Origin of the sequence: Amycolatopsis sp. 505 (genome assembly GCF_031625235.1) — a bacterium.
In the GTDB taxonomy this organism is placed as follows: domain Bacteria; phylum Actinomycetota; class Actinomycetes; order Mycobacteriales; family Pseudonocardiaceae; genus Amycolatopsis.
The window spans coordinates 1-21350 of sequence record NZ_JACKQP010000003.1; the positions used below are offsets into that span (position 1 = coordinate 1).

At 73.0% G+C, this 21350-nt stretch carries 22 protein-coding genes; 9 read left to right on the forward strand and 13 right to left on the reverse strand.

Going from position 1 to position 21350, the window contains the following annotated elements; genetic code table 11:
- Positions 1 to 452: 452 nt before the first annotated feature.
- Positions 453 to 1061, reverse strand: coding sequence for an SGNH/GDSL hydrolase family protein (locus H5965_RS11890; protein ID WP_310969701.1), 609 nt, complete (start codon positions 1059 to 1061; stop codon positions 453 to 455).
- Between the two features lie 38 nt (positions 1062 to 1099).
- Here H5965_RS11890 and H5965_RS11895 point away from each other — a divergent pair, with 38 nt between their 5' ends.
- Positions 1100 to 1879, forward strand: coding sequence for an alpha/beta fold hydrolase (locus H5965_RS11895; RefSeq protein WP_310969702.1), 780 nt, complete (start codon positions 1100 to 1102; stop codon positions 1877 to 1879).
- 69 nt (positions 1880 to 1948) lie between these two features.
- Positions 1949 to 2923 (forward strand): zinc-binding dehydrogenase, encoded by a 975-nt coding sequence (locus tag H5965_RS11900; RefSeq protein ID WP_310969703.1) that lies wholly within the window; start codon positions 1949 to 1951, stop codon positions 2921 to 2923.
- On the opposite strand, the gene H5965_RS11905 is transcribed toward H5965_RS11900, so the two are convergent.
- Positions 2904 to 3164 (reverse strand): hypothetical protein, encoded by a 261-nt coding sequence (locus H5965_RS11905; protein ID WP_310969704.1) that lies wholly within the window; start codon positions 3162 to 3164, stop codon positions 2904 to 2906. The two genes, H5965_RS11900 and H5965_RS11905, sit on opposite strands and share 20 nt — an antisense overlap.
- A 208-nt stretch (positions 3165 to 3372) precedes the next feature.
- Between H5965_RS11905 and H5965_RS11910 the strand changes: the two genes are divergently transcribed.
- From H5965_RS11910 to H5965_RS11925, 4 genes are all read left to right on the forward strand, one after another.
- Positions 3373 to 4125: an SDR family oxidoreductase gene (locus tag H5965_RS11910; protein WP_310969705.1), complete on the forward strand. Its 753-nt coding sequence runs from the start codon at positions 3373 to 3375 to the stop codon at positions 4123 to 4125.
- On the forward strand, positions 4122 to 4892 hold the full coding sequence (locus H5965_RS11915) for an SDR family oxidoreductase (protein ID WP_310969706.1): 771 nt from the start codon (positions 4122 to 4124) through the stop codon (positions 4890 to 4892). The genes H5965_RS11910 and H5965_RS11915 overlap by 4 nt, the downstream gene beginning before the upstream one ends.
- Entirely contained in the window at positions 4889 to 6424 is a 1536-nt protein-coding gene (locus H5965_RS11920; RefSeq protein WP_310969707.1) for a carboxyl transferase domain-containing protein, read from the forward strand. The genes H5965_RS11915 and H5965_RS11920 overlap by 4 nt, the downstream gene beginning before the upstream one ends.
- Positions 6425 to 6546: 122 nt before the next feature.
- Complete coding sequence (locus H5965_RS11925; RefSeq protein ID WP_310969708.1) at positions 6547 to 7791, forward strand: cellulose binding domain-containing protein; 1245 nt, start codon at positions 6547 to 6549, stop codon at positions 7789 to 7791.
- Between the two features lie 12 nt (positions 7792 to 7803).
- On the opposite strand, the gene H5965_RS11930 is transcribed toward H5965_RS11925, so the two are convergent.
- A complete protein-coding gene (locus H5965_RS11930) occupies positions 7804 to 9378 on the reverse strand; it encodes a long-chain-fatty-acid--CoA ligase (RefSeq protein WP_310969709.1) in 1575 nt (524 codons plus the stop codon).
- 175 nt (positions 9379 to 9553) lie between these two features.
- Between H5965_RS11930 and H5965_RS11935 the strand changes: the two genes are divergently transcribed.
- Entirely contained in the window at positions 9554 to 10327 is a 774-nt protein-coding gene (locus H5965_RS11935; RefSeq protein ID WP_310969710.1) for a maleylpyruvate isomerase family mycothiol-dependent enzyme, read from the forward strand.
- Here H5965_RS11935 and H5965_RS11940 read toward each other — a convergent pair.
- Positions 10287 to 10997 carry an alpha/beta hydrolase gene (locus tag H5965_RS11940; RefSeq protein WP_310969711.1) on the reverse strand — a complete coding sequence of 237 codons (711 nt, stop codon included), beginning with the start codon at positions 10995 to 10997 and terminating at the stop codon, positions 10287 to 10289. The two genes, H5965_RS11935 and H5965_RS11940, sit on opposite strands and share 41 nt — an antisense overlap.
- Before the next feature lie 11 nt (positions 10998 to 11008).
- Complete coding sequence (locus tag H5965_RS11945) at positions 11009 to 12184, reverse strand: MFS transporter (protein WP_310969712.1); 1176 nt, start codon at positions 12182 to 12184, stop codon at positions 11009 to 11011.
- A gap of 83 nt (positions 12185 to 12267) precedes the next feature.
- On the opposite strand from H5965_RS11945, the gene H5965_RS11950 reads away from it, so the two are divergent.
- Positions 12268 to 13161: a LysR family transcriptional regulator gene (locus H5965_RS11950; RefSeq protein ID WP_310969713.1), complete on the forward strand. Its 894-nt coding sequence runs from the start codon at positions 12268 to 12270 to the stop codon at positions 13159 to 13161.
- Between the two features lie 4 nt (positions 13162 to 13165).
- Here the strand turns inward: H5965_RS11950 and H5965_RS11955 are convergent, their stop codons facing one another.
- The 3 genes from H5965_RS11955 to H5965_RS11965 all read right to left on the reverse strand — a co-directional run bounded on the left by H5965_RS11955 (position 13166) and on the right by H5965_RS11965 (position 14534).
- Complete coding sequence (locus H5965_RS11955) at positions 13166 to 13510, reverse strand: hypothetical protein (protein WP_310969714.1); 345 nt, start codon at positions 13508 to 13510, stop codon at positions 13166 to 13168.
- Positions 13483 to 13737 (reverse strand): hypothetical protein, encoded by a 255-nt coding sequence (locus tag H5965_RS11960; RefSeq protein ID WP_310969715.1) that lies wholly within the window; start codon positions 13735 to 13737, stop codon positions 13483 to 13485. The genes H5965_RS11955 and H5965_RS11960 overlap by 28 nt, the downstream gene beginning before the upstream one ends.
- A 128-nt stretch (positions 13738 to 13865) precedes the next feature.
- Positions 13866 to 14534: a TetR family transcriptional regulator gene (locus H5965_RS11965; protein ID WP_310969716.1), complete on the reverse strand. Its 669-nt coding sequence runs from the start codon at positions 14532 to 14534 to the stop codon at positions 13866 to 13868.
- 129 nt (positions 14535 to 14663) lie between these two features.
- On the opposite strand from H5965_RS11965, the gene H5965_RS11970 reads away from it, so the two are divergent.
- A complete protein-coding gene (locus H5965_RS11970) occupies positions 14664 to 15572 on the forward strand; it encodes an SDR family NAD(P)-dependent oxidoreductase (RefSeq protein WP_310969717.1) in 909 nt (302 codons plus the stop codon).
- A gap of 12 nt (positions 15573 to 15584) precedes the next feature.
- Here the strand turns inward: H5965_RS11970 and H5965_RS11975 are convergent, their stop codons facing one another.
- The 5 genes from H5965_RS11975 to H5965_RS11995 form a co-directional block, all read right to left on the reverse strand.
- A complete protein-coding gene (locus H5965_RS11975) occupies positions 15585 to 16721 on the reverse strand; it encodes a hypothetical protein (protein ID WP_310969718.1) in 1137 nt (378 codons plus the stop codon).
- Positions 16722 to 17020: 299 nt separating this feature from the next.
- Positions 17021 to 18196 carry a mandelate racemase/muconate lactonizing enzyme family protein gene (locus tag H5965_RS11980; RefSeq protein ID WP_310969719.1) on the reverse strand — a complete coding sequence of 392 codons (1176 nt, stop codon included), beginning with the start codon at positions 18194 to 18196 and terminating at the stop codon, positions 17021 to 17023.
- A gap of 1 nt (position 18197) precedes the next feature.
- The gene (locus H5965_RS11985; RefSeq protein ID WP_310969720.1) at positions 18198 to 19025 is read right to left on the reverse strand and encodes a carbohydrate ABC transporter permease; all 828 of its coding nucleotides are present in this window, start codon (positions 19023 to 19025) and stop codon (positions 18198 to 18200) included.
- The gene (locus tag H5965_RS11990) at positions 19025 to 19912 is read right to left on the reverse strand and encodes a sugar ABC transporter permease (RefSeq protein ID WP_310969721.1); all 888 of its coding nucleotides are present in this window, start codon (positions 19910 to 19912) and stop codon (positions 19025 to 19027) included. Before H5965_RS11990 ends, H5965_RS11985 begins: the two co-directional genes overlap by 1 nt.
- A 65-nt stretch (positions 19913 to 19977) precedes the next feature.
- Entirely contained in the window at positions 19978 to 21246 is a 1269-nt protein-coding gene (locus H5965_RS11995; protein WP_310969722.1) for an extracellular solute-binding protein, read from the reverse strand.
- Positions 21247 to 21350 lie beyond the last annotated feature (104 nt).

Consider the following 21350-nt stretch of genomic DNA (forward strand, 5'->3'; position numbering starts at 1 on the left):
CGATCGGCGCGTGTGGCGGGGGCCGGCGAGCACCGCCGCGGCTCGGACGGGCCGCGATCCGGTTCGGGCGGCTGGGTCGCGGGCGGCGATCGGCGCGTGTGGCGGGGGCCGGCGAGCACCGCCGCGGCTCGGACGGGCCGCGATCCGGTTCAGGTGGCCAGGTTGCGGGCGGGGCCGCTGGTGAGTTGGGGCGTGCGGCGGCCGCGAGCGGTTCGGCGGCCAGGTTCCGGGCGGCTGCCGGGCGCGTGCGGCGGGGCCGCCGGCGAGGACCGCCGCGGCGCGGGCGCGGGCCGGGAACCGGTTCGGGCGGTCGGGCCTCGGGCGCGTGCGGGTGCGGCCGGCGGCGAGCGCCATCCCGGCCTCGGGCGCGCGCGGCGAACCGGCGCGGACGACTCAGCCGGTTCGGGCTAGGCCGGTGGTGATCTGGGAGCGCCCGGGCGCCACCCACCCGGTCAGGCGGCCAGGTCCCGCGCCGCCGCCAGGACGTGGGGGGCCAGGCCGTCGGCTATCACCGCGTAGCCGGCCGACGATGGGTGGAACCGGTCGGCGGAAAACAGCCCCGGCTCCGCCGCGAAGCGAGCCGCGAGTTCCGGACCGGCCGTTGCCACCGCGCCCCCGGCCCGGATGGCGGCCTCCGCCTGCGCCTGCGCGTAGTGGCCGCTGGCCGCCGAGACCAGCTGCCGATAGGGACCCGGCACGCGCGCCACGATCCCCAGGTCCGGCGCCGGCACCACGATGACCCGCGCGCCGGTTCGCACCAGGCGGGCCACCGCGTCGTGCAGCTGGCGGGCGCCGACCGCCGGGGCGACGAACCCGGCGAGGTCGTTCGCGCCGATCACGATCAAAGCCAGGTCCACGCCCTCGCCGAGGGCGACGCCGACCTGGCGTTCGAGGTCGGCCGAGCGCGCTCCGGGTACGCCGAAGTTCCGCAGGCGCACCGCGTGGCCCGCGTCGCGCAGGCGGCGGGTCAGCCGCCGGCCGAGGGTGTCGTCCTCGCGGCTGCTGCCGACGCCCGCCGCCAGGGAGTCGCCGAGGACGCAGAATCGGAGTGGTGAAGGCATCGACGGATACAACGTGGGCACGCCGCGGTTGCTTCCCCGTGGCCGTGGTCCTCGTGCTGCTGCTCACCGCTCTCTGGGCGTTCCAGCGGCGCCTGATCTACGTCCCGGACCCGGCACCGGTACCCGCCGCCGCAAACCTCCTGCCCGGTGCCGAAGACATCCTCCTCCGCACCGCCGACGGCCTCGACCTGGGCGCCTGGTACCTGCGCCCGGCCGGCCGGGACCCGGCGGCGACCGTGCTGGTCGCGGGCGGCAACGGCGGCAACCGAGCGGGGCGCGCGCCGCTGGCCGCGAAGCTCGCCCAGGCCGGGCTGGCCGTCCTGCTCCTCGACTACCGCGGCTACGGCGGCAATCCCGGCGACCCGAGCGAGGACGGCCTCGCCCTCGACGTCCGCGCCGCCCACCGGTTCCTGACCGAGGACCGGCAGGTGCCGCCCGGGCGCCTGATCTACTTCGGCGAGAGCCTCGGCTCCGCCGTCGTGACGGAGCTGGCCCTCGACCACCCGCCGGCCGGGCTGCTGCTGCGGTCGCCGTTCACCGACCTGGCGGCCGTCGGCGCGGAGGTCTACCCCTACCTGCCGGTGCGGCTGCTGCTGCGCGACCGCTTCCCGGTCGAGGAGCAGGCCGCGCGGCTGCGCGTCCCGGCGGTGGTGGTCGTGGGCGGCCGCGACTCGCTCGTCCCGCCGGCCCAGAGCCGCGCGGTGGCGGCCGCGGCGTCGGCCCGGCTGGTCGAGGTCCCCGGCGCCGACCACAACGACCCGGCGCTGCTCGACGGCCCCGAGCTGGTCGCGGCCGTCCTCTCCCTGGTTCCGCGCTGAACCTGGTCCTGGCGGACCCAGGCTGGACCGGGCCTGGCCGGGTGCGCCCGGCCGCCGCACGATGGCCGCATGACGAACACCATGCAGGCGGTCACCATCCCCGAGTTCGGCCCGGCCGACGTCCTGCGGCTCGACGCCGTGGCGGTCCCGGAGCCCGGCCCGGGCGAGGTCTCGATCGACGTCGCCTACGCCGGCGCGAACTTCGCCGAGGTCCTCTACCGGCAGGGCGTCGTGGACGTCCCGCTGCCCTTCGTCCCCGGCATCGAGGTCGCCGGCCGGATCCGCGCGCTCGGCGAAGGCGTCACGGGCCGGTCGGTGGGGGAGCCGGTCGCCGCGTTGACGATCGTGGCGAGCGGGGGCTACGCCGAAGTCGTCACGACCTCCGCGGACCTCGTCGCGCCCCTGCCCGGGATCGACCTGGCGACGGCGGCCGCGGTGCCGTCCAACAGCACCACCGCGTTCCTCGTGCTGGAGCGTGTGGCCCGGCTCGCGCCCGGCGAGCGCGTGCTCGTGCACGCCGCCGCCGGCGGGGTCGGCAGCCAGCTGGGCCAGGTGGCCCGCCTGCTCGGGGCCGGCCGGGTGGCCGGCACCGTCGGGAGCGCCGCGAAGATCGCCGCCGCGAAGGCGTTCGGCTACGACGAGGTCGTCCTGCGCGACGAGGTCGCGGGCCTCGGCGAGTTCGACGTCGTGGTGGACGTGGTCGGCGGCCCGGCGCGCCGCGCGAGCCTGGACCGGCTGGCCCCGATGGGCCGCCTGGTGGTGATGGGCAACGCCTCGGGCGCCGCGGACGTCGGCATCCCGGCCAACGAACTGTGGTTCACCAACAAGACCGTGTCGGGCTTCAACCTCGCCGCGTTCACCGCCGTGGCACCGGAAACCGCGGGCCGGGCGCTGCGCCGGGCCGTGGCGGCCGTCGCGGACGGCGCCCTGCGCGTCGACGTCGAGGCCCTGCCGCTGGCGGACGCGGTCACGGCCCACCGCCGCATCGAATCCGGGGCGACGACCGGCAAGCTCGTGCTCCGCGTCAGCGGCCCATCTGCTTGATCAGCTCGCCGATGTCGACGGCCTGGCCGGCGGGCGGCGGCCGGATGTCCACCGGTGTGCCCCAGCCGCGGTAGCCGGTCGCGCCGGTGACCGGACGCAGCTTTGCGGACCCGGCGGCCGCCTGGGACACCAGGTCTTCGCTGCCGGGATCGGTGCCGACCCACTCCTTGCCGGGTATCCCCGCCGGGGCGTGGATGAAGGTTCGCCTGCCGAGCACGCGGATCTCACTGCCGCCGGTCACCATCGTGAGGTTGCACGTGCTGCCGTCGATGCTCAGCGCGCCGGGGGGTGTTCGTGGTACCGGAGCCGTCGGCGGGGTGCTGCCGCCGGACCGGGGTCGCAGGCGGCCAGTGTGACGTGTGTCCGCCTTGAGACCTCGGCCGCATCGCGCATAATGGCCCCTGACCGACTGCTTGGTATGTGCCGGGCACCACAGCCGAAGGAGACCCGTGAACTCGTTCAAGGATCGCGTCGCGATCGTCACCGGGGCCAGCCGGGGCATCGGCCTCGGGATCGCGAAGACGCTCGTCGAGCGCGGCGCCAAGGTCTGCCTCACCGCGCGCAAGACCGACGCCCTCGAAGAGGCCGTCAGCTCGCTCGGCGGCCCGGACGTCGCCATGTTCGTGGCCGGCAAGTCCGACGACACCGACCACCAGGACGAGACGGTCGCCAAGACGATCGAGACCTTCGGCCGGCTCGACTACCTGGTCAACAACACCGGCATCAACCCCGTCTACGGCCCCACCCTGGACATCGACCCGGCCGCCGCGGCGAAGATCCTCGGCGTCAACGTGCTCGCGCCGCTGGCCTGGACCAAGCGCGCCCGCGACGCGTGGATGGGCGAGCACGGCGGCGCCGTCGTCAACGTCGCCTCCGTCGCCGGCCTCGGCGCTTCGCCGGGCATCGGCCTGTACGGCGTCAGCAAGGCCGCGCTGATCCGGCTGACCGTCGAGCTCGGCGCCGAGCTGGGGCCGAAGATCCGGGTCAACGCCGTCGCGCCGGCCGTGGTCAAGACGAAGTTCGCGACCGCGCTCTACGAAGGCCGCGAGGAGGAGGTCGCCGCCGCGTACCCGATGAAGCGGCTCGGCGTGCCGTCGGACATCGCGGGCGCGGTGGCGTTCCTGCTGTCCGACGACGCGGGCTGGATCACCGGGCAGACCGTGGTCCTCGACGGCGGCGTGACCCTCGGCGGTGGCCTGTGACCGGCGTCGTCGTCACCGGGGGCGGCGGCGGTATCGGCGCCGCGCTGGCCCGCCGCTTCGCCGCCGACGGGGCCCGGGTCGTGGTGGTCGACCTCGACGGGGACAAGGCCGCGGAGGTGGCCGCCGAAGTCGGCGGGACGGCGTTCGCGGGCGACGTCGCGAGCCTCGACGGCGTCACGAAACTGATCGACAGCGCGCGCTCGGCGCTCGGCGAGATCGACGTCTTCTGCGCGAACGCGGGCATCGCGCCCTTCGGCGGCGCGGAAAGCGGTGAGGACGTGTGGGCGCGCACCTGGGACGTCAACGTCATGTCGCACGTCCGCGCGGCGAACCTGCTGCTGCCGGCGTGGCTCGAACGCGGTCGGGGGCACTTCATCGCGACGGTGTCCGCGGCTGGCCTGCTGACCAGCCTCGGTTCGGCGCCGTACTCGGTGACCAAGCACGGCGCGCTGGCGTTCGCGGAATGGCTGTCGGCGACCTACCGCCACCGCGGCATCACCGTGCAGGCGATCTGCCCGCAGGGTGTCCGCACGGCGATGCTGGAGAGCACCGGCACGGCGGGGCAGCTGCTGATGGGCGCCTCGGCGATCGAGCCGGAGCAGGTGGCGGACGCGCTGTTCGACGCGATGGCCGACCAGCGGTTCCTGGTGCTGCCGCACCCGGAGGTCGCGGGCTACTACGCGGCGCGCGCCACCGAGACCGACCGGTGGCTCGGCGGGATGAACAAGCTGCAGCGCAAGGTCGAAGAGGCCGTCGGAGAGCTGTGAACTGGCAGCCCGAGGTCGACGAGATCGCCCGGCGGCGCGAGCTGGCCGAGCGCATGGGCGGGCCGGAGAAAGTGGCCCGCCAGCACGCCGCCGGGCGTTCGACGGTCCGCGAGCGCATCGCGGCACTGGCCGACCCGGGCAGCTTCGACGAGATCGGGGCGCTGGCCGGTACCCGGTCCGAAGTGGACGGATTCACCCCGGCCAACTTCGTGCTCGGGACCGCCCGCCTCGACGGCCGCCGGGTGGCCCTCGGCGCGGACGACTTCACGATCCGGGGCGGCGCGGCGGACGCGGCGATCATGGAGAAGCAGGTCTACGCCGAGCGGCTGGCGAACGAACTGGGGCTGCCGCTGGTCCGGCTGATCGAGGGCACCGGGGGCGGCGGCAGCGTCAAGATGCTGGAGCAGCACGGGTTCAGCTACGTCCCGGTCAACCCGGGCTGGGACGTGGTGGTGGACAACCTGTCCGCGGTCCCGGTCGTGTCGCTGTGCCTGGGCCCGGTGGCCGGGCTGGGCGCGGCGCGGGCGGTGATGTCGCACCTGTGCGTGCTGGTCGAGGGAACGGGTCAGCTGTTCGTCGCCGGCCCGCCGGTGGTGAAGCACGCCACGGGCGAGGACCTGACCAAGGAGGAGCTCGGCGGCGCCGAGGTGCACCGGCGCAGCGGCGCGGTGGACCGGATCGTGCCGTCCGAGGCGGCTGCCTTCGAGGTGGCCAAGCAGTTCCTGTCGTATCTGCCGTCCTCGGTGGACTCTCTGCCGCCAGTGGTGTCCACTGTGGACCCTGTCGATCGACGTGACGAGGCGCTGCTGTCGCTGGTGCCGCGCAACCGCCGTCACCCGTACCGCCTGCGGCCCCTGCTGGACGGCGTGTTCGACGAGGGATCGGTGTTCGACTACGCCGTTTCGGGCGGCTCGGCGTATGCGGGTCTGGCCCGCTTGGCGGGACACCCGGTGGGCGTGCTGGCCACCGACGCCTACCGCGGCGCGACGCTGACGCCCGAGGGCGCCGACGTGCTGACGCGGCTGGTGGACCTGTGCGAGACGTTCCACCTGCCGCTGGTGTCCTTGACCGACCAGGCGGGCATGGTGATCGGCGCGGCGGCGGAGCGGGCGGGCGCGATCCGCCACGGCGCCCGCGCGGTGACGGCGGTGTACCAGGCCCGCGTGCCGATGGCGGAGGTGATCGTCCGCCGGGTGTTCGGCGTGGGCGGAGCGGGCCAGGTGAACCGGCACCGCCTGGTCCGCCGCTGGGCCTGGCCCTCGGGGGACTGGGGCTCGCTGCCGGTGGAGGGCGGCATCGAGGCGGCCTACCGCGCGGAACTCGACGCGGCCCCGGACCGCGAGGCGCGGATCGCGGAGATCCGGGCCCGGCTGGACGAGGTGCGCTCCCCGTTCCGCACGGCGGAGCGGTTTTCGGTGGAGGACGTGATCGACCCGCGGGAGACGCGCGCCCGGCTGTGCGACTGGGTGGTGGACGCCTACGCGGTGCTGCCGAAACTGGTGGGCCGGCCGTCGTTCGGGATGCGGCCTTGAGGGCTCCCGCTGAAAGTTACACCGGGCCGGAGCCCGCTGACCCGCACGATTTCGCGGCCGGTTGACAGGTTCGCCGCGCCGGTTCCAGCATCGGCCTGCTGACCGCCGGAAGGAGTCGCGTGATGATCAAGAAGGTCCTGGTGGCCGTGGCCGCCGCGGCGCTCGCGCTGGGAACCGGCGGGGTGGCCGCGAGTGCGCCCCTGCAGCCGGCCGCCGCCACCGCCGGCTGCGGGAAGGCGCCGACGCTGACCAGCGGCACCCGGACGATCCAGACCAGCGGGAAGAACCGCAACTACATCCTGCGGATCCCCGACGGCTACGACCGCACCCACCCCTACCGGCTGATCTTCGGCTTCCATTGGCTGGGCGGCACCGCCACCGACGTCGACACGGGCCGGACCGTGCAGACCGGGGCCTGGGCCTACTACGGCCTGCAGCGGCTCGCGAACAACAGCGCGATCTTCGTGGCGCCGCAAGGGTTCAACAACGGGTGGGCGAACTCCGGCGGCGAGGACGTCACGTTCACCGACGACATCATCCGGCAGGTCGAGGGTGACCTCTGCGTCGACACGACCCAGCTGTTCTCCGTGGGCTTCAGCTACGGCGCCGCCATGAGCTACTCGCTCGCCTGTTCCCGGGCGACGGTGTTCCGCGCGGTGGCCGTGCAGTCCGGTGGCGTGCTCAGCGGGTGCAGCGGCGGCACGCAGCCCATCGCCTACCTCGGCGTGCACGGGCTGCGGGACAACGTGCTCGGCATCGCGGGCGGCCGGTCGCTGCGGGACCGGTTCGTGGCCAACAACGGCTGCACCGCCCAGAACCCGCCCGAGCCGGCCCAGGGCAGCCTGACGCACCGGGTGACGAGCTACGCGGGCTGCCGGGCCGGGTACCCGGTGCAGTGGGCGGCCTTCGACGAGGGGCACATCGCCGCCCCGCAGGACGGCGCGACCGGCGACAGCGGCTCGCGGACCTGGGTGCCGGCGTTGGTGTGGCAGTTCTTCTCGCAGTTCGGTTCCACCACGCCGCCGCCCGACGACCCGCCGCCGGGCACCGGCGCCTGCCGGGTCGGCACCACGGTCAACGCGTGGAACACCGGCCTGACCGAGAACATCACCATCACGAACACCGGCTCGGCCGCGATCAGCGGCTGGTCGCTCGGGTTCACCCTGCCCGCCGGCCAGACCATCACCTCCGGCTGGAGCGCCACCTACTCGCCGTCGAGCGGGCAGGTCAGCGCCACCAACGTCGCCTACAACGCCGACCTCGCCGCCGGAGCGTCGATCACCATCGGCTTCCAGGCCAACCACACCGGCAACCCGGCTCCGGCCACCGCGTTCACCCTCAACGGCGCGGCCTGCACGGCCGGCTGACCGGCGCCGGGGTCACGCCTTCGTGGCGCGGAGGCGTGACCCCGCTTCGGTGTAGGCGATGGCCTTTCCGTCGCGTTCCCAGATCACGTCGGCGCACTCCACGCCCTCGGCGGACAGCTGCCGCTTGAGGACCTTGAACGTCGAGGTCCGTGGGAGTTCCCGGGCCGTGCGCACGTACCGGGGCACCTGCTTGGGCCCGAGATCGTCCTGGCCGGCGAGGAACCGGCCGAACTCCGCCGGGTCCAAGGGCCGCCCGTCGGTGACGATCGCGGCCATCACCTGGTCGCCGGTCACCGGGTCGGGGACCGCGTAGACGGCGGCGTCGGTGATCGCCGGGTGGCGCAGCAGGATCCGCTCGATCGGTGCCGTGCCGAGGTTTTCGCCGTCGACGCGCAGCCAGTCGCCGAGGCGGCCGGCGAAGTAGCAGAAGCCCTCGGCGTCGGCGTAGGCGAGGTCGCCGGTGTGGAACCGGCCGTCGCGCAACCGTTCGGCGTCGGCCGCGGGATCGCGGTAGTAGCCGGCGAACCAGCCGGCGCCCGCGGTGTTGACCAGCTCGCCGACGGCGTCGGCGGCGTTGACCAGGTGACCGTCGGCGTCGAACTCGGCGGGCGGACACGGGCGGCCGGTGTCCGGGTGCAGGATGGCGACGTCGCCGGCCGGTCTGCCGAGCGAGCCGGGCGGCGTGTCGTCGGTGCGGGCGAACCCCACACCGCCCTCGGTGGAGCCGAAGGCGTCGACGACCTTGCAGCCGAAGCGGTTCTCGAACGCGGCCAGGTCGGCGCTCGCCCCTTCGTTGCCGTAGACGAGCCGCAGCGGGTTGTCGGCGTCGTCCGGACGTGGTGGGGTGGCGACCACATAGGACAGTGGCTTGCCGACGTAGTTGGCGTAGGTCGCGCCGAACTTCCGCACGTCGGGCAGGAAGCCGGAGGCGGAGAACCGCCGGCGCAGGGCGATGCCCGCGCCGGCCGCGAGCCCGACGGCCCACCCGGCCATGACGGCGTTGGAGTGGAACATCGGCATCGTGACGTAGACGGTGTCCGATGTGGACAACCGGAAGCGTTCGGCGAGCATGGCGCCGGGGAAGGCGATCTTGCCGTGGGTGCAGCGCACGGCCTTCGGATCGCCGCTGGTGCCGGAGGTGAAGATCAGCATCAGCAGGTCGTCCGCGGTCGCGGGGACCGGCTCGATCGGGTCGTCCGCCGGTGTCCAGGCCGCCAGGTCGCGCATGTCGAGGTCGAGTCCCGCCAGCAGGGGCCGGTACTTCGCTTCGGCGAGCACGAACTGGCAGTCGGCGAGCCGGACGTCCCGCGCGAGCGCGGCACCGCGCCGGGTGGGGTTGAGCCCGACCAGCACCGCCCCGGCGAAGGCGCAGGCGCCCAGGAGGAAGGAGAACTGCGGGACGTTGTCGGCCAGGATCCCGACGTGGGGCGGTTCGCCGGGGCGCAAGGCCTCACGAAGGCGGCCCGCCCAGCGCGCGGACGTCCGGACGTGCTCCGCCCACGACCAGGTTTCGTCCTCGAACCGCAGGCCCGGCCGCTCGTCGCCGGCGCGGGCCAGCAGCAGCTCGGTCACCGTCGGGACGCTCATCCGCGCACCTCCAGGCCAGTACGGTCAGAAGTGAAACACGTTCTACTTCTACCACGGGCCTGCCGCGGGGTCCACCACGCCGGTGACCTGCCTCGGTGGTGGTTGCCGCGACTCCGGTCACCGGAGCTGTTGTGCTCGGCGGAACACCTGCGGCCCGTCGTGAGTTGTGCGTGGCATGACCCAACTCGTGGACCGCACGATCGCCGCCCTCCGTTCCGAGCACGACACGCTCGCCGACCTCGTCCGCGGCCTCACCGATGAACAGCTGGCCGCCCCCAGCGGGGCCGCCGAATGGACCGTCGCCCAAGTCCTCTCCCACCTCGGCAGCGGGGCGGAGATCGGCCGCGCGCCCCTCGCGCGGGCCGCCGGCGAGACCGTGGCCGCCGAAGAGAATCAGGCGATCTGGGCCCGCTGGGACGCCTCCGCCCCGCGCGCGCAGGCCGAAGGGTTCCTGGAGCACAACGCCCGCTGGCTCGAGACGGTCGAGGCGCTCACGCTCGAGCAGCGGTCCTCGCTGACCGTCGACCTCGGTTTCCTGCCCGAGCCCGTCCCGCTGGTGACCGCGCTGGGCCTGCGGCTCAACGAGGTGGCGAACCACTCGTGGGACGTGCGTGTCGCGTTCGACGAAACCGCCGGGGTGGCCGCCGGCTCGGCCGACGTCGTCGTCGAGCTGCTGGCCGGTCCCGTCGGGTTCATGCTGAACTTCCTCGCGAAGCCGGCCGAGCTCGCCGAGCCGGTGTCCGTCGCGGTGCCCGGCGCCGGCCTGGTGATCGACGACGCGGTCACCGTGGTGGACCACCTCGAAGGCCCGACGGCGACGTTCGGCGGACCGGCGGAAGCGTTCGTCCGGCTGGTGAACGGCCGGCTCAAGGCGCCGTACGACAAGGGCGTCACCGTCGAGGGCCGGGTCACGCTCGACGAGCTGCGCCGGGTGTTCCCCGGCTTCTGAAGCTCTCGAGGAGGGCGGCCAGTTCGGCCGGGCGGCTGAGCGCGGCGCAGTGACCGGCGGTGATCTCGTCGGGCACGAGGCCGAGCCGCTCGGCCGCCAGCCGGCGGACGAAGTCCGGTGGGAAGCAGCGGTCCTCGCGGCACAGCACGAAGCGGGTGGGCACGTCCGGCCACGCGGCCAGGGGCCACGGTTCCCGCATCGCCGTGGGGGAGGGGTGGGCGCGCTCCTTGCTCAGCGCTTCGTCGGCGAGGGCGCGCGGGACGTCGTGGTAGAAGCTGACGTACGGGTCGGCGTGGCCGGTGCGGCCCTCGTCGCGGGCCGCCTGGGCCTGCACGGCCTCGCCGCAGCCGGTGTTCCGGCTCCACTCTTCGGGCGGTTCGCCGGGTGCGGGGATCATGCCGGCCACCAGGACCAGCAGGCCGGCCGCGAGCCGGTCGGCGACCAGCGGGGCGGTGAAGCCGCCGAACGAGTGGCCGACGACGACCACGTCGGTCCGGTCGCCGATGCCCTCGACGACCGCGTCGGCGTAGTCGGTGAGCGTCGCCGTGTCGTCGTCGCCGGGCAGGTCCGGGGCGATCACCTCGTGGCCGCGGGCCCGCAGCTCGGCGGCGACCAGGTGCCAGGACCAGCCGACGTCGCCGCCGCCGTGGATCAGGACGTACGTGCTCATGGGACTGCCTTTCAGCGGTTTCGACGGCGCAGGGCGGGCCCGAGCGCCATTTGGACGGTGAACAGCGCGATCCCGCCGATCGCGCAGGCCGCGCCGAGGACGGTCGCGCCGGCCAGGTCGAGCAGTGCGGTCCCGGCCAGCGGGCCGAGCACCGCGCCGACGCTCCAGGTCGTCGAGGCGAGACCCAGGTAGCCGCCGCGGAGTTCGGCCGGCGCGAGGCTCGCGAAGGTGTCGCCGAACCGGACGGCGATCCCGATCTGGCCGAGCGTCCAGAGCACCACCGAGCCGGCGAAGGCGGCGGTGCTGTGGCCGACGGCGCCGAACCCGGCTCCGAGCCCGGCCAGGAGCATCGAGACGGCCGACACCGCGTGGGCGTTGCGGCCGGCGAGCAGCCGGACCGCCGGCGGCTGGAGGGCGACGACGGCGATCCCGTTCAGCGCCAGCACGCCGCCGTAGGCCGCGGGGCCGAGCCCGCCGGCCGCCATCAGCAGCGGCAACGTCGTGAACGTCTGCAGGAACAGCGTGAAGTAGCCGACGTGCAGCGCCAGCATCGCGAGCATCAACCGGTCGCGCAGCACGACGGGCAGCAGCGCCCGGCGCGTCCGCACCGAGCCCGGCGGACGGGTTTCCGGCACCTGGCGCCAGACGATCAGGGCCGCGGCCAGCGCGGTCAGGACGTTGATCCAGAACAGCAGCCCGTAGCCGTACCGGGCGAGGATCCCCGCGGTGACCGTGGCGACCGAGAAGCCGAGGTTGGCCGCCCAGTAGAGCATCCCGAACGCGCGGATCCGCTGGGACGCGGGGAGATCGGCGACCGCGGCCGACCCGGCCGGGCGGAACAGCTCGAGCGTCAGCCCGACGGCGACGGCGGCCGCCCAGATCGCGGGCAGCGAGTCCGCCGAGCCGAGCGCGGTGAGGGCCGCGGCGGCGCCCAGGAAGCCGGCCAGCATGGTGTTGCGCCGGCCGATCCGGTCGCCGAGCCAGCCGCCGAGCAGCTGGGAGCCGATGTCGCCGAGGCCGACCGCCGCGACCACCGTCCCGGCGCTCGCGGCGGAGAGGTGCTGCGCCTGCGTCAGGTACAGCACCAGGAACGACCGCACGACACCCCCGGCGCGGCCGACGAAGTGCGTGGCCGCCAGGGCCCAGACGAGTTTCGGGAGTCCGTGCCGGGTGTCTGTGGTCGTCATGGGAATCACGCTAGATCCGCGGAGACATCACGAAAAGCGATGAATTCCGATCGAATCGATCGCCATTGGCTATGTTAGGAGTTATGGCCGACTTCGAGCTGCGTCACCTGCGGACCATGGCCGCGATCGCCGAGGAAGGCACGTTCGGGCAGGCGGCCGCCCGGCTCGGCTACACGCAGTCCTCGGTGAGCCAGCAGATCGCCGCGCTGGAGAAGGCCGTCGGCGGCCCGGTGTTCGACCGGCCGGGCGGGCCGAGGCCGGTCCGGATCACGCGGCTCGGTGAGGTGGTCCTGGCGCACGGCCGCGAGCTGCTGGCGAAGGGCGAGGCGCTGACCGACGCCGTCGACCGGTTCCGGGCCGGCCACGGCCGCATCGACATCGGCACCTTCCAGAGCGTGTCGAACCTGATCCTGCCGTCCGTCATCCGCCGGCTGCTGGACGAGCACCCCGGCTGCGACATCCGGCTGTCCGACGTGACGCCGGACGACCCGCGGATCGGCGAGCTCGACCTGCTGTTCCACGACGGCCCGGTGTCCGGCGACGTCGAGCACGTCAAGCTGTTCGACGAGCCCTACCTGCTGGTGACGGGCCCGGGCGCGCTGCCGGACGGCCCGGTCCGGGTGAAGCGGCTCGACGACGTGCCGATGGTCGCCTGGCCGCCCACCCACCACCAGCGCTGGCTGGAGCGCACGTTCGCCCGCGCCGGCGCGCAGCCCCGGTTCGTGTTCCGCACGACGGGCCACGAAACGATCCTGTCGATGGTCCGGGCGGGCATCGGCTGGGCGGTGCTGCCGTGGCTGGCGCTGCACAGCCAGGACGCCTGGTCCGACGACCAGCTGAGCCTCCACCGGCTGACGCCGTCGCCGGAGCGCGAGCTGTCCCTGTACTGGCCGGCCGGGCGCACGGAGTCCCCGCTGGCGATCCGGACGCGCGAGATCGCGATCGAGGTGGCGGCGGAGCTGGCCGGGCGGATGTGACCCCTCAGAGGTGGATCAGCGCGCGGGCCGCCGCGGCGGCGTCGGTGAGCTTCGTGCCGGTGCCGGTGACGAAGTAGAGGCCGGACGGGGCGTTGCACTGGAGGGTCACGCTGAACCCGCCGGTGATCGGGCTCGAGCTGTAGTCGGAGCACAGCTGGCCGGTCCCCGCGTAGATCTGCGCGAGGGTGTGCGCTTCGTGGGCGGCGTCGGTGAGCTTGGTGCCCAGGCCCTGCCGGAAGGTGAGGCCGGAAGGGGCGGTGCACTGCAGGGTCACGCCGAAGCCGCCCAGCACGGAGCTGCTGCCGTTGGCGGAGCTGCACTTCAGGGCGGCGATGGCGGGATCCTGCACCAGGAAGTGGCTTCGGCGGCTGCGTCGCTCAGCGTGGTGCCGAGACCGGCCACCACGCGGAAGGAGCTGCCGGTACAGGTCAGCGTCTGTTCGTAGCCCCCGAGGACGGCGCGGTTGGTGTAGGCGGAGCAGGAATCGGCCGCGTCGGCGACGGTGGGGGCGGCGACGGCCGAACCGACGGCGACGGCGAGGGTGCCGAGCGCTCCGAGGCAGCGACGCACGAACATGGCGGAACCCCTTTGCCGGGCCGGGCACCGCCGTGGTGCGGCGCGGGCGTTTCGTGGTCTACCACCCGGACGTGCGGAGGCTTCACGGCATTTGTGACGACAGGTCCGGACCAGGCGGGTCCGGCGGCTCAGCCGTTGCGGGCCATGGCGCCGGCGATCAGCAACGCCAGCCCGTGCTCCAGCGCCGGCGCCAGGTCCAGGTGCAGCGCGGCCAGTGCCGGGTCCGCTTCGTAGGCCGCGCGGGCGCTGGGTGACGGGCGGCAGTGCGTCCACAGCCCGCCGGTCAGGATCATGGCCAGGAGGCACACCGGTCCCGCCTCGGTACCGACCTCGGGGACGGACCGGCCGAGCAGCTCGGCCATTTCCTCCAGTCCGCCGAGGGCGGACCTCTTGAACCGCACCACGACGTCGGTGGACACGTTGTGCTCCAGCACCCCCGCCTGCGCGCCGATCAGGTCGCACAGCACCGTGCGGCGGGCCAGTGAACCGGCGACCACCGCCGCGAACGCTTCGGCGCGCTCCTGCGCCGGGCGGTCCGGGTCGACGCCTTCGGCCACTTCGCCGGCCACCTCGGCCAGCCAGTCCCGCAGGGCGCGGTCGAGCAGTTCGAGCAGCACGGCCTCGCGGGATTCGAAGTAGCGCAGCACGTTCGACTTGGCCAGGCCGACCCGGCGGCTGAGCTCGTTGAGGCTGACCTCGGCCACCGGCATCTCGTCGAGCATCTTCAGCGCCGTGTCGAGGATGGTGCGGCGCCGCTCCTCCCGCTGCTCCGCGCTGCGCGCCCGCTGGAACGTCATGAGATCAGCGTAACGCGCCCGCGGCCGGATTGGAGACCGGCAGTCTCTTGACAATAGACCGACGGTTCCTTAGCGTCGGGGTCATAACAGACCGACGGTCCGCAAGGGCCGCGACGCAGGAGGACTGCCATGAGCGACACCTGGACCGAGCGCGACGTCCCCAGCCAGCGCGGCCGCGTGGCCGTGATCACCGGCGCCAACACCGGCCTCGGCTTCGACACGGCGAAGGTGCTGGCCGAGCGCGGCGCGACGGTGGTGCTCGCCGTCCGCGACGTCGAAAAGGGCAAGCAGGCGGCCGCCCGGCTCGGCGCGGATGCCGACGTCACCGTGCAGGCACTGGACCTGGCGTCGCAGGAGTCGATCCGGGCCGCCGCGGCCGATCTGCACGCCACGCTGCCGAAGATCGACCTGCTGATCAACAACGCCGGGGTGATGTACCCGCCGCGCCAGACCACCCGGGAGGGCTTCGAGCTGCAGTTCGGCACGAACCACCTCGGGCACTTCGCGCTGACCGGCCTGCTGCTGGACCTGCTGCTGCCGGTCGAGGGCTCCCGGGTGGTGACGGTCGCCAGCATCGCCCACCGCATCCGCGCCGGAATCCACTTCGACGACCTGCAGTGGGAGAACTCCTACGACCGCGTCGCGGCGTACGGGCAGGCCAAGCTGGCCAACCTGATGTTCGCCTACGAGCTGCAGCGCCGCCTCGCCCCGCACGGGACGACGACGTCGATCGCGGCGCACCCGGGCGTGGCCCGCACGGAGCTGATGCGCAACTCCCCGGCGGTGCTGCGCGCGCTCTTCCCGTTGGTGGCCCCGCTGTTCACCCAGAGCTCCGAGCGCGGCGCCCTCCCGACGTTGCGCGCGGCCACGGACCCCGCAGCCCTGGGCGGCCAGTACTACGGCCCGGCCGGCCTCGGCGGCTACCGCGGGCGCCCGGAGGTGGTCGCTTCGAGCCCGCAGTCCTACGACGTCCGCACCCAGCAGCGGCTGTGGACGGTTTCGGAGGAGCTGACCGGCGTCAAGTTCCCGGTCGGCTGAGCGGCCTGCGCGTCACGACAGTCGTTCGGAGACGCCTTCGACGTAGCCGCGCATCTGTCCGGAGATACGCTTGCTCTTCTTGATGTCGTTCCACGTGTAGGGAGTGGCCCCGGCGCCGTGGTGGGCCGCTTGGAACTCCTTGGCCGCTTTGACCACGTTCGAGTGCCCGCCGTTGTAGGCGGCGAACACGAGTTTCTTGAACTCGTCGCCGGACGGGTGCGGGGCCGGCAGGGCGCCGACGAGCAAGTCGGCTTCGCGTCCGAGGTAGGCCGCGGTCAGTTTGATCGACTCGGCGGGCACCGTCCGGGGATCGGGCTTCGGCGGGATGGTCACCCCCTGCCCCGCGGCCCAGGTGATCGCCTCCGCAGCGGATCCGGTGGAGTGCTGCCCGAGGCCGGTGAAGGTCCCGGGATTCGGCACCTTCGTGGTGATGCCGGCCTTCTTGCGGGTGATCCCGGCGACGGTGGTGTTGGTCAGATCGCCGGTCTCCTGGCCGGTGATGGCCTTCACCTCGGCGGCGTGGAACGAACCGCCGGCGATCGCCTTGACCAGGGTGTCGACGTCCGCGGCCGTGAAATCCGCGTCGAACCGGTGGAACTCGGTGTCCTCGTCATCGAGTTTCTTCCGGTCGGCGAGGAACCTGCTCAGCGTCTTGAGGAACTCGGCCGCTTCGCCCGCGGCCGGCTTGTCGGCCTTGGCCGTCAAGCCTTTCAGATCCGACTTTTCGTCGGCGATGTCGGCATCGATGGTGCCGGGGAGCGCGGACGTTGCGGGCGTCGACGACCCGGCGAGGAGTTTGCGCAGCCCGGACCAGCGTGCCTGGAGCCGCCCGAGGGCCGCCGCGGTGGGGCTGGCCGGCTTCACGAGCTTCGCCCGCGCCGCGAGGATGCTGTCCCGCCGGGCGAGCTTCTTGCCCACACCGGCCCAGGTGTGGTCCAGATTCTGCGAGAACTCCTCCATCTGCAGGCTCCGGACGTCGGCGACGTCGGTCGTGGCGAAGCGTTGCAGGGCACGCGGTGCGAGCACACCGGCGATGGCGGCGTTGCCCGCGGCGCGCAGAAGCGCGATGCCCGCGAGCTCCTGCCCGGCACCTCCGCGGACGGCCCGGGTGCGCGGTGGCGTGCCGTGATCCTCTTCCCTGCAGTGCATGGGAACCACCTCTGCCACCGAGGCTCCCGCCGGCAGCTCGGGGGCACAACCGGAAGACGGGCAGGATGCTCCGCACCTTCAGGCAACCGGAAGGGCAGTATCGGGCAGTGTTCGATTCAGCGGCGACCGTTGCGGTGCTGAGCGGCGTACGCGTCAGTGCCGAGCGCGGCTTCGCGGCCACGGGCCGCGGCGATCGTGGCCAGGCCGAGGTCGTCGGCCCTGGAGCCGGTGGTGGGCTGGTCCCACCGCCACCCGACACTGCCGTGATCGAAGGGCCGACACCCGTGTCGGCCTTTCGATCACGGGAGCTCGACCGATGTTCGGTGGCCGTTGCCGGAGGCCGGGAGCAGGTGGTAGCCCGCGCGGTCCGGGCGGATGTGGGAGCCGCCGGATGACGGGTCCGGTAGCCGGTGCCCGGCGGCCGCGATCGCCGCCTCGTCGAGGTGGATGCCCAGGCCGGGGCCGTCGCCGAGGAGGAATGCCCCGTCGCCGACCTCCACGTCCAGGGTGATGCCCACCGGGGGGCGGAGGTCCTGCAGCTCGGTCACCAGGTGGTTGGGCACCGCCGTCGCCGCGTGGACCAGGCCGATCGGGGTCGTCCCGATCGGGCTGACCGGGAGGTCGTGGGCGTGGGCCAGGGCCGCCACCCGCAGGAAGTGGGTGACGCCCCAGCCCGCCGCCGTCTGGACGACGTCCACCGCTCCCGCCGCGATCAGGGGCCGGTGCTGTTCGAGCCCGGTGAGGTTCTCCCCGGTCGCCACCGAGGCGCGGATGCCGCGGCCGACCGCCGCGTGGCCGTCGACGTCCCAGCGCCGCACCGGCTCCTCGATCCAGGTCAGGTCGAGGGTCCGTTCCAGCTCGGCGACGTGCCGGACCGCCTGCTTGCGCGTCCAGTTCTCGTTGACGTCCAGCATCAGGCCCGGACGGCCGCCGCCGGCCTCGGCGAGGACGTCGCGGACCAGACCCAGACGGCGCCGGTCGCGGTCGATGTCCAAGCCGCCCTTGAGCTTCGCCGCGCGCAGGCCGTGGCCGGCGTACGTCCGGTACAGCGCGGCCAGCTCGTCGTCGTCCAAGGCGATGTCGAGGCCCGAGGCGTACGCGGGCACGCGCCGGTCCCGCCCGCCGAGCAGCCGCCAGAGCGGCTCGCCCGCCAGCTGCGCCTTGATGTCCCACAACGCCGTGTCGAACGCGCCGATGGTGCCGAACACCGCGCCGGCGTGCCCCGCCTTGAACGTCCGCCGCAGCATCCGGTCGTAGAGCGCCGTCACGCCGCGCGGGTCTTCGCCCTCGATCGCGGCGAAGACGGTTTCCGCCTGCACGTGTGAACCGAGCCCGACACCGGTGACACCCTCGTCCGTTTCGACGACCACGAGCGGCATCCGGACGAGACCGCCCGCGTGGACGCCGTTGGCGTCGCCGATCGGGCGGCCCCAGTCCTGAACGGTCGTGAGGGCCCGGAAAGCAGTGATGCGCATTTCATCCCTTCGTGGACCCGGCGGTGACCCCGTCGGCGATCTGGCGTTGCAGGAACAGGTAGACGAGCAGCACCGGCACCGCGGCGATCAGCACACCGGCGGCGAACGTCGGGATGTCGGCCGAGTACTGCCCGCGCAGCGCGGTCACCCCGACCATGAGCGTCCGGTGCTCCGCGGACGGCATCAGCAGCAGGGAGATCAGGACGTCGTTCCAGCAGAAGAGCGCGTTGAGCACCCCGACCGACAGCAGCGCCGGGGCCCCCAGCGGGAGCATGATCCGCCAGTAGACGCCGTAGAGGGTGGTGCCGTCGACGCGGGCGGCGTCGACGATCTCCGCCGGCACGGCCGAGTAGAAGCTGGTCATCAGGAAGACCGTGAACGGCAGGAACTGCGCCACGTACGCCAGCACCAGCCCCGGGTAGGTGTCGATGAGCCCGGTGCCCGCCATGATCCGGGCCAGCGGCACCATGATCACTTGGAACGGCACGAACAATGCGGCGAGGATGCCCAGGAACACCACGGACGACCCGCGGAAGCGCAGGCGCCCCAGTGCGAAGCCGGCCATCGACCCGAGCAGCAGGAGCACCACGACCGAGCACGCCACGACCACGACCGAGTTGAGGAAGTACCGCGACATCCCCACGCTCGTCCACGCCCGGGCGATGTTGTCCCAGCGCAGCGACCCGGCGGGGGCGAACCGGTCGAGGGTGTACTCGCGGCGGTCCTTCATGGCGACGTTCGCGGTGAACACCAGCGGGTAGATCGTCGCCAGGGCCAGCGCGGCCATCGGGACGGCGGCGAGCCACCTGGTGAGCCGGGAACCGGACATCAGTCCTCCCTTCCGGCGCGGCGCAGGATGCCGATCTGGGCCAGGCCGACCACCAGCATGATCAGGAACAGCACCGTGGACGCCGCGGAGGCGAGCGCGGGCTGGTTCAGCTGTCCCTGCTGGATCCAGACGTAGTACTCGGGCAGGTAGGTGGAGCCCGCCGGGCCGCCGCTGGTCATCACGTACAGCAGCCCGAACATCGAGGTCAGCATCCCGATCATGGTGGTGACGAAGACGAACTGGATGGTCCGGGACAGGCCGGGGACGATCACGTGCCGGATGGTCTGCAGCAGCGACGCACCGTCCACTTTGGCCGCGTCCAGCAGGGAAGCGTCCAAAGTGGAGAATCCGGCCAGGAAGACGACCAGCGCCATGCCGAACGTCGCCCAGACGTGCACCCCGACGACGGCGAAGATCGCCACATCCGGGTTGCCGAGCCAGTCCACCGGGCCGAGACCGATCAGGCCGAGCAGGGCGTTGACCGGCCCGTCGAAGGCCAGCAGCAGGTTGAAGATCGCCCCGACGATCACCGGGGACAGCACGGCCGGGAAGAAGTACACGCCGCGGTAGACGCGGTGGCCCGGCACCTTCAGGTGGATGAAGGTGGCGAGCAGGCCGGGGATGGCGACGGCGACCGGCAGCAGCAGCACGAGCAGCCCGACGTTGCGCAGCGCGGTGCGGAACAGCGGGTCGGCGAACAGCGCCGCGTAGTTGTCGAAGCCGACCGCCGTGCCGTTGCGGTCGCCGTCCCCGGTGAAGGAGAAGTTGACGCCGAGCAGCAGCGGCCACAGCCGGAGCAGGAGGACGACCAGCACGGCCGGGGCGACGAGCACGAGCGGGGCGAACCGCTCGAGCCTCGTCCCGCGCGGGGCGCGCCGGGCCGGCACGGGTCCTCCGGTGGTCCGGGCCGGAGCCCGGACCACCGGAGCGGGGGAGTACCCGGTCACGCTCCTCAGCCCTTGTCCGACGCGGCCAGCTGCGTCAGCACGTCGTCGACCCCGACCGACCCGCTCAGCAGTTGCTGCGAGAGCCGGCCCATCAGGTCGAGCGTCTTCGAGGAGAGGGCGACGTGCAGGGCGGGCTTGCCGTTCTTGACCTCCGCGACGATCTTCGCCACGGCCGGTCCGGCCGCCGAGACGTCGATCGAGGTGTCCGCGGCGATCGCGCCGCTGTCGGCGTAGAAGGACTTCAGGGCTTCGGTCGAGCTCAGCGACCGGACCAGGTCCGCGGCCAGCTTGGGGTCCTTGGTCCCCTTCGCGACCGCGTAGCCGATGCCGCCGTCGTACGGGAGGCTCGGCGTGGCGGCCGGGTTGACCTGCGGCGCGGTCATCACGCCGACCTTGTCCGCCCCGAGGAACTCGGCGAAGTCCTTCCAGTGCCCGACGTCGGACATCAGGCCGATGACGTTCGCGGCCTTGCCGGACTGGAAGAGCGCGAAGGCGTCGTTGAACATCGCGGTGGAGTTGGCGCCGTCGGTGTTCAGGCCGGTGTCGCCGGCCTGCTTCCAGAGCTCGAAGATCCGCTTGACGTCCGGTGCGGTCCAGTCGCGCTTGCCGGCGATCCAGTCGGTGTACTCCTGCGGCGTCAGGCTCGCCGAACCCAGCGCCGACAGGAAGAACTGGATCCCGGCGCCCTCCTTGTTGCCCAGCGCCAGGCACTTCGCGCCGGTCTTGGCCGAGATCGTGCCGCAGTCGCCGACGAACTGCTCCCAGGTCCGGGGCGGGGCGTCGGGGTTCAGCCCGGCCTTTTGGTACAGGTCCTTGTCGTAGTACACCGGGTGGCCCTGCAGGGTGACCGGCTCGGCGTAGACCTTGCCGTCCTTGGCGAAGGCGTCCCAGCCGCTCAGGCGCGACCGGTCGTCGGTGACGTAGGAGTCCAGCGGGACGAGGTCGCCGACCCGGTCGCGGATCTGGCCGCCGCCGTTGAAGAGCATGACGTCCGGCCCGCGCTTGGCCTGGATCGCCGCGCCGAGCAGGGTGTAGTACTGGTCGTAGGGCTGGGCCACGAACTCGACGGTGACGCCGGGGTGCTGCTTGGCGAAGTCGGCCTTGGCCTTCGCGACGTACCCCGCGGCCTTGGCGTCGCCGGATTTCCAGTCCCAGACCACGAGCTTGCCGCTCGCGTCGCCGGACGGGGCGGCCGGGCCGGCGGCACTTCCGCACCCGGCGGTCAACGTCAACGCCGCGGCCAGGGCGGCCGAGAATAGTGTGCGCTGCTTCATCGCTGCTCACTTCTCCAGACGGTGGCCGGACGGGGAGTGGCCCGGCACGGTGCGGCAAAACGTAACTCGTATGACGTATGACGTCAACGGGCGCGCTGTGTAAG

Excerpts from the sequence above, each read along its gene's own strand:
- H5965_RS11940 (WP_310969711.1), bottom strand. The coding sequence starts at position 10,997 with ATGAGCACGTACGTCCTGATCCACGGCGGCGGCGACGTCGGCTGGTCC.
- H5965_RS11960 (WP_310969715.1), bottom strand. The coding sequence starts at position 13,737 with ATGTTCGTGCGTCGCTGCCTCGGAGCGCTCGGCACCCTCGCCGTCGCC.
- H5965_RS11900 (WP_310969703.1), top strand. The coding sequence starts at position 1,949 with ATGACGAACACCATGCAGGCGGTCACCATCCCCGAGTTCGGCCCGGCC.
- H5965_RS11970 (WP_310969717.1), top strand. The coding sequence starts at position 14,664 with ATGAGCGACACCTGGACCGAGCGCGACGTCCCCAGCCAGCGCGGCCGC.
- H5965_RS11890 (WP_310969701.1), bottom strand. The coding sequence starts at position 1,061 with ATGCCTTCACCACTCCGATTCTGCGTCCTCGGCGACTCCCTGGCGGCG.
- H5965_RS11945 (WP_310969712.1), bottom strand. The coding sequence starts at position 12,184 with ATGACGACCACAGACACCCGGCACGGACTCCCGAAACTCGTCTGGGCC.
- H5965_RS11925 (WP_310969708.1), top strand. The coding sequence starts at position 6,547 with ATGATCAAGAAGGTCCTGGTGGCCGTGGCCGCCGCGGCGCTCGCGCTG.
- H5965_RS11985 (WP_310969720.1), bottom strand. The coding sequence starts at position 19,025 with ATGTCCGGTTCCCGGCTCACCAGGTGGCTCGCCGCCGTCCCGATGGCC.
- H5965_RS11965 (WP_310969716.1), bottom strand. The coding sequence starts at position 14,534 with ATGACGTTCCAGCGGGCGCGCAGCGCGGAGCAGCGGGAGGAGCGGCGC.
- H5965_RS11975 (WP_310969718.1), bottom strand. The coding sequence starts at position 16,721 with ATGCACTGCAGGGAAGAGGATCACGGCACGCCACCGCGCACCCGGGCC.
- H5965_RS11950 (WP_310969713.1), top strand. The coding sequence starts at position 12,268 with ATGGCCGACTTCGAGCTGCGTCACCTGCGGACCATGGCCGCGATCGCC.
- H5965_RS11995 (WP_310969722.1), bottom strand. The coding sequence starts at position 21,246 with ATGAAGCAGCGCACACTATTCTCGGCCGCCCTGGCCGCGGCGTTGACG.
- H5965_RS11930 (WP_310969709.1), bottom strand. The coding sequence starts at position 9,378 with ATGAGCGTCCCGACGGTGACCGAGCTGCTGCTGGCCCGCGCCGGCGAC.
- H5965_RS11935 (WP_310969710.1), top strand. The coding sequence starts at position 9,554 with ATGACCCAACTCGTGGACCGCACGATCGCCGCCCTCCGTTCCGAGCAC.
- H5965_RS11980 (WP_310969719.1), bottom strand. The coding sequence starts at position 18,196 with ATGCGCATCACTGCTTTCCGGGCCCTCACGACCGTTCAGGACTGGGGC.